Below are 11,045 nucleotides of genomic sequence, written 5' to 3' on the forward strand. Positions count from 1 at the left end.
CTGTAGCTCCTGTATTACCTGTTGCACCGGTTGCACCTGTAGTTCCTGTTGCACCTGTAGCACCTGTATTACCTATGGCACCGGTTGCTCCTGTATTACCTGTGGCTCCTGTATTTCCTGTTGCACCGGTCGCTCCGTTTGTTCCATTGATTCCTGCGGCACCAGTAGCTCCTGTGGCACCGGTCGCTCCATTTGTTCCGGTAGCGCCTGTATTACCTGTTGCACCGGTCGCACCAGCGGCTCCGGTCGCTCCTGTAGCACCTGTATTTCCTGTAGCGCCTACTGCTCCGGTCGCTCCTGTAGCTCCTGTATTTCCTGTAGCACCATCCACACCATTGGTTCCATTAGCACCAGTGGCGCCGGTTACTCCCATAAAAGACACACCGCTATTTGTCCATACCCCACCCGATTTTTGATAAATTTGTCCATTCGTAATGTCAATATAAGTATCGCCATTATTACCTATACTATTGGAAGGATTTCCACTTCCGCTAATTACAGAAGCACCATTGGCTCCGGTTGCACCGGTTACACCTGTTATACCTTGTAATCCCTGTAAGCCTTGTGGGCCGGTAGCACCAATAGCACCGGTGGAGCCTGTAACCCCAGTGGCGCCCATTAAAGATTTACCGGAACTTATCCATACACCGCCTGATTTAGCATAAATGATTCCGGTATTATTTTCAATATAGGTATCGCCATTGTTCCCCAAACCATTGTTCGGCACGCCGGAACCGCTTAAAGCAGAAGAACCGGCTGCTCCAGTAGCGCCGGTTACCCCCATTAAACTATTTCCCGTACTCGTCCATACCCCACCTGATTTGGTGTATATAATACCCGTTGAATTGTCAATATAAGTATCGCCATTGTTCCCCAAACCATTGTTCGGCACGCCGGAACCGCTTAAAGCAGAAGAACCGGTTTGGCCCGTGGGTCCGGTAGCACCGGTTACTCCTTTTAAAGAGGAACCACTATTAACCCAAGTACCTGCATTTTTAGTGTAAACATTTCCGTTTGTAACATCAATATAACTATCACCATTAAATCCTAATGAATTAGAGGGGGCACCAGAGCCAGTTAGTATATTAGTACCGGGTGTTCCTGTTGTCCCTGTGGCACCCGTTAGGCCGGTAGCACCTGTTGGACCTTTAGGGGAATTAAGTGCGTATAGAGCATAAGGAACGCTTAACATTTCGGAGGCGCCCATGTTTATATAGCCCTGTCCTAAGTCTATTTCGGTTTGAATGTATTGCTGTAAAGGACTAGCCCAGTCAATATCAGTAAATTTAGCATTAGTAGTAGGTGTTCCTTTACCAATATCTAAATAAAATAAACCATATTGATTGGTGGTAATTGTTTGTACCTCCTGATATTCTAAGGTACGATTGGGACTGGTACCCAGCAAAATAGATATGCGTACATTAATTTGCTGATTACTCAATAATGCCCCATTTAAACCTCTGGCTACAGCCTGATATTTAAATGATTGTGGTTGAGCATAGGATACAGCTACAATACCAATCAGTAAGCAGAAGGTTAGTAAAAGTCTTTTCACATCTTCAAGGTTTAGGTTTATTTCTCTATGATACGTTCAATTTCAATAAAAAGATTGATTATACAAAAATAACCATATTTCTAAATAAAATGTTAAACGCGACAATAGGAATTAAATTTTATGACCCAAAAATTTCACCCATATGGGATAAAATTATAGTCGCATTAATTTCAATTCGCCACGGAAATTCTTGTCACTTCTAATTCTAATGAAATAAACTGCCCTTGCTAAATTAGTTACATCCAAATCAACATACAAGAAATTATGGTTGAAATATTCTACTGTTGTGGTTTGCAATACGCGTCCTAAAGCATCAATAATATCAATGGTATAAGTTCCATTGGGTACATCTCTAAATCCTAATTTTGTTTTTCCATCAATGGTTGGGTTAGGAAACAATACAAAATAGTTACTAGAATCGCGATATATATTCTCTTGAATTTCAGGATCCGGTTGTTGAAAACCTGCTGTAATAGCTTTCCCTTGGAATACATTCGGAAATAAATCGGCTACAGGCTCTCCTACTGTAAAAGAAATGGCCACACTACCTTGGTTGGTGTATCCGCCTGCTGTGGCAACTACCTGCCGTTGAATAGATTGCGCAGATACTGTATTATTTACAGCGAAAACTGCTGCGATAATAATGATAAAGTTGCGTAGATTTCTATACATGCTTGTAGTAATTTGACTACAAAATTAATAAAAGTTTTTAAAGTACCAAATTTATGTAATAACTACACTAAGTTTATTTTATTTTAATTGTTACATTCATTTGCAGGTGTATAGCAACCTATTTAAGTTTATGGTAGCACCCCCGAATAAACCATTAACCTTAAATTATTTTAAGCCCATTAAAAGGTAGGTGCTTTATAAAAAATATCCGTGAAACATCGGTGAAACGCCTAATTTTCTTCACTTTTTTGGCTTTTTTTTGAAATTTGTTCGACCCATGTTCGACACAAGCTCAATGAAAAGCAAGCAGAATGGGAATTTGTTCGAACAAAGGTCGAACATGCCTCGAATTTGTCTCGAAGAAGGTACCTATCATTACCCCATCACTATACAACCAAGTAAGTGTATCAACAACAATTCTATTAAAATTGATTAGTATATTTAATTTGTTTAAATCTAATTAAATTTTAATGAAAATCCAAATAATATCGCACTTTTTTTTCCACAAAAACCAAAATATTTTGCGCTGTAATTAAAACAGGCGTACTGTTTTTAAAAAATATGGACAATATAAAGAAGTATAGTTAAATGTTATTGTACCCATGAAGTAGCCGGGGCTATGCTACCCCATTAACTATATTGAAAAATAAATTTTGCTCAATTTTTTTGAAAAAAACCAACATTTTTGAAATTTGCCGCATTAACAAATGCAAGCATCGAATATATTTACATTTTAACACCACACACAACAGCAACCCTGATTCCAACAATTATGAAAAAAAAAGCTGCATTCCCTATATTATTAGCTGTTTTATTGGTAACTACACTGGTTTATTGGAACCATTTTTATAATACTTTTCATTTTGATGACGAACATACCATTGTAAATAATGTGTATATAAGAAGCCTAAAGTATATTCCTTCATTTTTTATTGATGGTACTACTTTTAGTACACTACCTCAAAACCAATCGTACAGACCCATTGTAAGTTTAACTTTGGCAATTGACTATTGGTTAGCCGGCGGTTACCATCCATTTTGGTTTCAGTTAGATGATTTTATTGTTTTTTTATTTCAGGGGGTATTGCTATTCTATTTTTTTATTCAATTATTTAACCTGGTTCAACCCAATACTGTACGCAACACTTGGCTGGCTGCTTTTGGGGTAGCCTGGTATATGTTACATCCGGCCAACGCAGAAACCATTAATTATATTATTGCCCGAAGCGATTTACAATCGACCATGCTAGTGGTATTGGCCTTTGTGGTATATCAATATTTTCCACAATACAGAAAAAAATACTTGTACTTATTACCTATTATTGTAGGTGCCTTAGCCAAGCCTACGGCAGTAATGTTTGCTCCTATTTTTTTAGTGTACTTGCTTTACTTTGAATGTCATTTTAGCATTGTACAAATATTTCAATCCAAATACCGTAGCCAAGCATGGCAATTGTTGCGAAGCGTAACCCCCATTTTTATAGTATGTATACTGATGTATATTTGGGTTGATAAAATGACCCCCGCTACCTGGGTACCCGGTGGTAACTCGCCCCTACAATACTTACTCACCCAACCCTATATTATTGCCCATTATTTTGGAATATTTTTTGTTCCCATACACTTAAGTGCCGATACAGATTGGGGTTTATTACCGGGCATTACCGATATTCGGTTTATAGTAGGATTACTGTTTGTATTGGCCCTGTTGAGTATAGCCATTGTTTCATCATTCTACCAAAAATGGCGCCCTGTTAGTTTTGGTATATTGTGGTTTTTTCTGGCACTCATTCCTACTTCCAGCATTTTTCCACTGGCAGAAGTATTGAATTACCACCGTATTTTCTTTCCATATATTGGATTAATGATAAGTGTGGTATGGACCATAGGTGTATTATTAGAACCTATTAAGCAATTTATGCATAGAAAAGCCTTGCCCTACACCACCTATATTAGCATTACTGCATTACTGTGTTTATCGTTTTACGCATATGGCACTATTCAGCGCAATGCGGTTTGGCATACAGAAGAAAGTTTGTGGAAAAATGTAACCGAAAATAGTCCGGCCAATGGGCGGGGCTTAATGAACTATGGATTAACCCAAATGAATAAAGGCGATTATGCAACAGCAGAAAAATATTTTGTGCAGGCACTACAATTATTACCTAATTACCATGCACTACAAATTAATATGGCGATTATAAATGACATAAAAGGTGATACAACAGCTGCTAGTGCCTATTTTAAAAGAGCATTGGCATTAGGACCGGAATACCCGGAGAGTTGTTTTTTTTATGGGCGTTATTTAATGAATCACCAACAAGATACAGCAGCCATTCCTTATTTACAAAAAGCCATAGAATTATCGCCGGCATACATAGACGCCCGAATGTTATTATTGCAGGCATACAGCTACACACATGAATGGCAGAAGTTGCTCAATTTAGCTACACTTACCTTACAATGGTTACCCAATAATGCCACTGTTTTACAATATATTGAAATGGCCAAAACAGGTAAAGATGCACTCACCCTTCAAGAACAAAACATTGATGCACACCCCAATGCAGCAGCATACATAGATTTAAGTTTACAATTTTATCAGAAAGGAGATTATGAGGGCTGCATACGAGCTGCCCAAAAAGCATTAAAAATATTGCCGAATTATGCCGAGGCTTATAATAATATTGGTTCAGCCTATATTGCTTTAAAACAATATGATAAAGCCATAGCCCCTTTACAAAAAGCTATTGCTTTAAAACCAGGATTTCAAATTGCTATGAATAATTTAGCCATAGCTACAGAAGGCAGCAAAAACAATGCGAATAAATAATTAAATATATATCTATTTAAATTGTAGATTTATGAAAGAAAATAATTTGTTAGATGCAACACCACAAGAACCCGCATTAAACCCTTTGGTAAAAAAAATATTAATTACTGCAAGTATTGTAATTGTTTTAAGTATTCCGTTGGTGATTCTTTTTTCCAGTGCACCCAAACCTAAAAAAACGCTTTCTGTAGAAAAGGAACAAACCAATATTGCTGCATTAGAACAATTGGCCACCAGTAATCCTACATCGGCTAATATTATTGCCCTATCGGTAGCATACATTAACAATGGTATGCCCGGAAAGGCCATAAAACCCTTACAAAATTTAATTAAAAAAGAACCCAATAATGCATCGGCCTATAATAATTTAGGAGTAGCAAATATTTTGCTTAAAAATTATCAAACCGGTATTGATGCCTGCACCAAAGCCATACGGTTAGATACTGGGTTTCAGCTGGCAAAAAATAATTTGAGATGGGGTTTGGATGAGAAAAATAAAGCATTAACAACCATTGAAGCATTAGAAAAGCTTACACCAGATAAACAAGATAAGGCATATTTTATTCAATTAGGTTTATTATATATGCAAACAGGCAATTATGCAAAAAGCATACAAATTTGGCAAAAGGGTTTACAAAAATATAAAGATAGTGAAGCCGTTTTTTACAATAATATAGGTACCTCAATGGTACTAAACAAAGAATATGATGAGGCAATAAAAATGTTTAATAAAGTATTAGCAATAGAGCCCAATAATCAACTGGCAAAAAACAACATTATTTGGGCAGAGCAGGAAAAAAAAGATAATACACCACAATAATAAAATACAATAAAAAACTTTAATACTGCATGCATCTTTCAGCATATTCTTAGTATTATAGTGTATATGAAAATAATTGAATGAATCAATTATTTCATTTTATTTCAAAAGCTATGGGTAATCATCTATTATTTATATTGATTATATATTTTACTTTTTTTCCTCACCTTTTTCAATACCTTATCGGGCTGCTATTTGTGCAAGAACAATACCATACTCACTACTTAAAGCCCCTACATTTAAGCTGAATCTATTGGCTTTTGAAATACGGTTACGCATGTGTTTATAACCACTATACCGAAGAACAATAATGTAACATGTTTAGAAAATTGCAGATACACCATCTGTTATTTACCGCTGCATGAAGTTGGGGCCTCATGGCAATGCTTATTATTGATTTACCTATTGGGTACAAGTTAGGTTAAGTATGTTTACACAACAATTCATTTAAACGCATCCATTTATTATGCATTTAAGCAGCATATAAACAACTACTTGTAAAAAAAATCGTATTTACTTTACTTTGTTGGCAGAAAAGCTATTTTTAACGATAATAAACAACATAGCAATAAATAAAATTAAAACCGGAACTACTCTATTGAAACGAATGAGGAATAAAAAAAAAGAGGAAATATTTTTCTCATGCCATAAAAAATAGGAGTTAGGAAATGAAACCAGCAATGCAGTAACAAATAAAAAAGGAATCCACTTTTTATAAAAAACATTTTTTTGATACAATTGCGGTAATAGCGCCAATATAGGTAATACAGAAGTATACTGATACTCCCAAACGGTATTATAACTAAGAAAAAAGGTTAATGAAATACTCATTAACAGTAATAGTGCACTTTGAAATTTAATTGCCCTATTGTTAATGAAAGGCACTATAAAAGAAAAAACAAGTGTAATGTAAATGGGTAATTTATACCAAGCCGCAGATAAAGGGTAGCCTAACAAAGTATCTATAAAAACCGGAAAGGAAAACACATCAACATGCATTAACCTATAATCACTTTGAGCAATTAAATTCAGCCAGTGAATACTGTTGTCTTTCATATAAGCATTTAACACAAAATTATTTTTATAAATATTCATGTTATTTTTTATGAAATCAACATCGTTCAGTAGTTTCCATATATTTTTTAACCCAATTCCTTCAGGATTTAAAATAGGAATAATAAGAAATAAAAGAGAAACAAAGCCATAGATCAATAAACTAATGAAAGTGGTTTTTCGGGTGTCTTTTAACAGTAAAAGGAGTGGCAGCATTAAAAAAACAATGGGTTTTGTAAAAAAAGAAATGAGTAGGCCGGCCATTAAAAACCGTTGCGCTATTTTAAAATGCTGTTCGGTTACATTATTTTCCGATAAGTGAACAAAAGCAATGAAAATACAGGTTAGCGCCAATACCGTTGGAGCATGCATATTTCCAACATAAAACATCCAGAATAAAGGAAATCCAAATAACATTAAAAACCAGGTAAGTCGTTTTGTAAAAAGTGTTTGTGCTTGCTTGGCCAATAACCAGGCTACCATTACCATTATACCCAACGAAAAAAGAACGAATAACCAATAACTAGTCCATGGTGCAAAAAAGGCAAACCAACTACAAATAAATAAACCAAATGCCGGATGACCTAAATACCAAGTTGCATAAGGTCCATAAGGTTCACCTCCCCAGGTATTAAACATACTAATTCCTTGTTTTAAATTGAGAAAGGTTTTAGGTAGTGCAAAAAAGTCAATACCCTGAATCTGTAAATTAGCGGAATCGAAAAAGAAACGATTTAACCAGCCTGTTTTTAAAGACAGCAGCATAAAAATACACCACCCTATGGTAAGCATAGGTAAATAATTAGTAAGTAGTTTTTTTATTGAAGACATCATTGTGGAATAAATTTATTAATTGCCTGTAACCATAATTCTAACAAAGGCATTTCAGCTTCGCCAATTAATGCTGCTTGAATAAGTGCATCGTAACATTTTTTAAGATTATCGCCTACATGTGAAGCCCCACCTTTTAACTTTAAACCTGATAATATTTGTTTTATTGTTTCATTATGCAAATAGCCGGGTATTTCATCTTCAAAATCTTTCATTAAATTATGTTCATTACGCTCTTGCCATACTGTAGGGGAATAAAATAAAATATGCCAGTTATTTTCCCAAGCAATTCTTTGGGCAATTAAGCTACGCCAAATATCTGTCATTCTAAAACTACAATAGGAAGGCAGGTACAGTAAAGGAAATGCAGGTGCATACCAAACGGTATTTTGACTGTTAAAAGGGCACCAGGTAAGTTTACCCAAAGCAATTTGTTTATTGGCATCAAAAGTAATGCGCACATCACTAACCAATCGGTATACCGCATCTACATCGGGATTATCGTTAGCCAAACCCTGTTGAATGGGTGCAGCAATGTTTTTTGCAATGGTTTGCCGTAAGTTGGCAGGTGTATCTAAAATACGATTTAATGGCAGCCCCCTAGGCCATATTTTTTTATCGGTAAAATATTGGTATACATTCACCCAAGTACCCATAGCCTCATAAACGGGCTGTATGGTTTGCAGCGGATAAAAATTGAAAAAATTTTCAGTTCCAAAATTATCATCATCAGTTTCAATGATAACGGTACTACCTTGCTGCATTGCCAATAAATAACCCATATTTTTACGGGCATAATGTTTAACGGGTAATAAAGCTGCAAAAGCCTCATCTACCTTAGTTTGCTGTTCAATAGATAGAAATTGACAGCCTTCAATAAAGAAATCGTTGGGCGATTTAGTATCACCAATTACAATATAACCTACATTATGTTGTTTACATAATACAGCATAGCTTTTCAGCACTTCATTAGGGGGTGATATTGAGGTAATGACCAGACTAATTTTTTGTTGCATGATTTATAATTGATTGGGAGAACGTTTTGTAAAACGATTGACAAAATAATGCCACAACACTTCAATTGAATTTTTAATGGCTTTTTTAGAAACACTGGGCGAAGGCGCCTGATAGTGAATAGGAATTTCAGCATATTTTGAATGGCGCAATAAATACCTGATTTCCGTTTGATAAAAATGTGCTTTTGATAACAAAGGATACTCAATGATTTTTTTAACAATGGAAGCATGAAACCCCTGATAACCGGAAGTCATATCATACATTTTTGTACCTAACAGCAGGTTCGATAAGAAAGTGCCGGTACGCGATAAAAATACCCGGGATGGCGGTGATTTTGCCATAGAACCTCCATTAATAAACCGACTGCCGAAAGCACATTCATTGCCCTCATTCAATACACGCAAAAACATGGGGATGGCTTTAGGATCGTGGCTCATACCGGCATCCATTTCTATAATTATATCATGTTCATTTTGGTAAGCCTCTTTGTATCCGCGGATATAAGCATCTACCACATTTTTGTTTTCGGGAGCAAATACCGTAATAAATCTTGCATCTTTTTCCGATAACGCACGGCAAAGTTCTAATGTACGATCTTTTGAAACAGTATCTACCACCAAATAAACGGTACCGGTTTGCAGTCGGTTGAGTACAGTGGTGAGTTCTTGAATAAACACTTCAAAATCGGCCTCTTCATTGGCCATGGGTATAATGGCAGCCCAGTTATTATCGTAGTACATGCAATTATAGTTATAGGTATGATTTTTATTTTACTTTTTTGTTTTCTAATTGTATTTTCATGAGTGCAATTTCCTGCGATAATTGTTTAATATTGTTTTGCAGTTTAGAAGCTACAATGCTTAAATGCAAAAGATATATCAGGATAGCAAAAATAGCACCGGTGAACACTAAATTAGGAGCTTCATATACACCCAGCAAATGTGCCATCACATCTAATCCCTTCCGCCAAAAAGAAAATACCATGATAAATAAAGTACAGATAATCCATACAATGGCATATTCCTCCCTTAATTTCCCTTTTACAATTAAGCGGGCAATATAAGCTAAGAATAAAATATTGGTAACAATAGTGAGGATTTGAATGCGTACCATAATTAGGAGTTTGAATGACGAATAAAGGTAAAAAACATACTTAGTGTTACTTTCAGGCTATAATAAACAGAGGCGGTTTTCCCAATGGAAGATGCTCCGCCCTGCCGTTCACGCATCAATACCGGCACTTCAACAATAGTACAACCGGCTTTAGAAAACAAGATTAATGATTCAGGTTCAGGATATTCATCGGGATAATAGGCAGCCGCCAGTGCAATGGCTTTTTGGTTGAGGAGCCGAAAGCCCGAAGTGCAGTCGAATATTCTATTACCGGTAAACAAACGGTTGAGCCAGTGAAAATAGCGAATGCCCATTCGGCGAATCAATGACGACTGAAATCCATCGCCGTTACCCACAAACCTTGAACCAATCACCACATCGGCCTTATGTTGTTTTTGCGCAGCCAATAGTACCGGAATCTGATTGGGTGGATGTTGCCCATCGCCATCTAACTGAATGGCATAATGATAGCCGTTTCTGTAAGCATATTGAATACCTGTTTGAACGGCACCGCCAATACCCAAATTCATGGGTAAATCAACCAATGTTACCTGAAAACGGCGAGCCACTTGTGCTGTCCCATCTTTCGAACAATCATTAACCACCAGCACATCTACCTGATAATTTTCCGGGAAACGGGTAATTGACAGCTCGGATAATAAACCCGGCAAGGCCACTTCCTCGTTGTAACAAGGTAAAATCAGCAGTACTTTTTCTTGCATAGCAAAGGGTTGGCAGCAAAGCATTACTGCCTTTTACTTTCAATAATAAGCATTTTATGGAATATAATTTTCATTCAGCAAAAATATTCATATACCGTGCTGCTTTACTTTCCCCATACCCCCAGTGTTGCCAAGTAAGATAATCCATTGAATAAATATACTGCCGGTGCATTCCAGTTGATAGCAATTTCGTTGCAGGCATAGGCTTTATCGTTATCGGTGTAAGCAGTTTCAGGAAAAGTATTGGGATATTCCTGACCATCTTGTTTACCGGGATTGGGGCCGCCCACCAATAATCCGGGAACGGGTGCTCCAATACCATCGGCAATAGAAGGCCGATGGTGCGGATGCATGGGACTTTTTGAACCGAAGCCGGTAACATAACAATATCCTGTGGCATTGCGGCCCAATAAATAATCGGCATTGGAT

9 protein-coding genes and 1 pseudogene are annotated in these 11,045 nt (G+C 36.5%); 2 read left to right on the forward strand and 8 right to left on the reverse strand.

The window, feature by feature from the left end:
- Together A0F92_RS15955 and A0F92_RS01365 are read right to left on the reverse strand one after the other, a co-directional pair.
- Window positions 1–1,555: pseudogene (locus A0F92_RS15955) on the reverse strand (hypothetical protein); the annotation flags it as partial.
- Window positions 1,556–1,708: 153 nt separating this feature from the next.
- Window positions 1,709–2,227: a T9SS type A sorting domain-containing protein gene (locus tag A0F92_RS01365; RefSeq protein WP_068240923.1), complete on the reverse strand. Its 519-nt coding sequence runs from the start codon at window positions 2,225–2,227 to the stop codon at window positions 1,709–1,711.
- A gap of 772 nt (window positions 2,228–2,999) precedes the next feature.
- Here A0F92_RS01365 and A0F92_RS01370 point away from each other — a divergent pair.
- Together A0F92_RS01370 and A0F92_RS01375 are read left to right on the forward strand one after the other, a co-directional pair.
- Window positions 3,000–5,060 (forward strand): tetratricopeptide repeat protein, encoded by a 2,061-nt coding sequence (locus tag A0F92_RS01370; protein ID WP_167516716.1) that lies wholly within the window; start codon window positions 3,000–3,002, stop codon window positions 5,058–5,060.
- Window positions 5,061–5,091: 31 nt separating this feature from the next.
- Window positions 5,092–5,880, forward strand: coding sequence for a tetratricopeptide repeat protein (locus tag A0F92_RS01375; RefSeq protein ID WP_068240930.1), 789 nt, complete (start codon window positions 5,092–5,094; stop codon window positions 5,878–5,880).
- A gap of 513 nt (window positions 5,881–6,393) precedes the next feature.
- Here the strand turns inward: A0F92_RS01375 and A0F92_RS01380 are convergent.
- The 6 genes from A0F92_RS01380 to A0F92_RS01405 form a co-directional block, all read right to left on the reverse strand.
- Window positions 6,394–7,767, reverse strand: coding sequence for a hypothetical protein (locus A0F92_RS01380; protein WP_167516717.1), 1,374 nt, complete (start codon window positions 7,765–7,767; stop codon window positions 6,394–6,396).
- Window positions 7,764–8,780 carry an STELLO glycosyltransferase family protein gene (locus A0F92_RS01385; RefSeq protein ID WP_068240937.1) on the reverse strand — a complete coding sequence of 339 codons (1,017 nt, stop codon included), beginning with the start codon at window positions 8,778–8,780 and terminating at the stop codon, window positions 7,764–7,766. Before A0F92_RS01385 ends, A0F92_RS01380 begins: the two co-directional genes overlap by 4 nt.
- Before the next feature lie 3 nt (window positions 8,781–8,783).
- Entirely contained in the window at window positions 8,784–9,521 is a 738-nt protein-coding gene (locus A0F92_RS01390) for a glycosyltransferase (protein ID WP_253810031.1), read from the reverse strand.
- Between the two features lie 25 nt (window positions 9,522–9,546).
- Complete coding sequence (locus A0F92_RS01395; RefSeq protein WP_068240938.1) at window positions 9,547–9,894, reverse strand: DUF2304 domain-containing protein; 348 nt, start codon at window positions 9,892–9,894, stop codon at window positions 9,547–9,549.
- A gap of 2 nt (window positions 9,895–9,896) precedes the next feature.
- Window positions 9,897–10,616 carry a glycosyltransferase family 2 protein gene (locus A0F92_RS01400; protein ID WP_068240940.1) on the reverse strand — a complete coding sequence of 240 codons (720 nt, stop codon included), beginning with the start codon at window positions 10,614–10,616 and terminating at the stop codon, window positions 9,897–9,899.
- 104 nt (window positions 10,617–10,720) lie between these two features.
- A partial coding sequence (locus A0F92_RS01405; RefSeq protein WP_253810033.1) for a glycoside hydrolase family 9 protein occupies window positions 10,721–11,045 on the reverse strand: 325 nt, incomplete at its 5' end.

The sequence above is a fragment of the Hydrotalea flava genome (assembly GCF_001623405.1).
GTDB lineage: Bacteria > Bacteroidota > Bacteroidia > Chitinophagales > Chitinophagaceae > Hydrotalea > Hydrotalea flava.

Excerpts from the sequence above, each read along its gene's own strand:
- A0F92_RS01365 (WP_068240923.1), bottom strand. The coding sequence starts at position 2,227 with ATGTATAGAAATCTACGCAACTTTATCATTATTATCGCAGCAGTTTTC.
- A0F92_RS01370 (WP_167516716.1), top strand. The coding sequence starts at position 3,000 with ATGAAAAAAAAAGCTGCATTCCCTATATTATTAGCTGTTTTATTGGTA.
- A0F92_RS01375 (WP_068240930.1), top strand. The coding sequence starts at position 5,092 with ATGAAAGAAAATAATTTGTTAGATGCAACACCACAAGAACCCGCATTA.
- A0F92_RS01380 (WP_167516717.1), bottom strand. The coding sequence starts at position 7,767 with ATGATGTCTTCAATAAAAAAACTACTTACTAATTATTTACCTATGCTT.
- A0F92_RS01385 (WP_068240937.1), bottom strand. The coding sequence starts at position 8,780 with ATGCAACAAAAAATTAGTCTGGTCATTACCTCAATATCACCCCCTAAT.
- A0F92_RS01390 (WP_253810031.1), bottom strand. The coding sequence starts at position 9,521 with ATGTACTACGATAATAACTGGGCTGCCATTATACCCATGGCCAATGAA.
- A0F92_RS01395 (WP_068240938.1), bottom strand. The coding sequence starts at position 9,894 with ATGGTACGCATTCAAATCCTCACTATTGTTACCAATATTTTATTCTTA.
- A0F92_RS01400 (WP_068240940.1), bottom strand. The coding sequence starts at position 10,616 with ATGCAAGAAAAAGTACTGCTGATTTTACCTTGTTACAACGAGGAAGTG.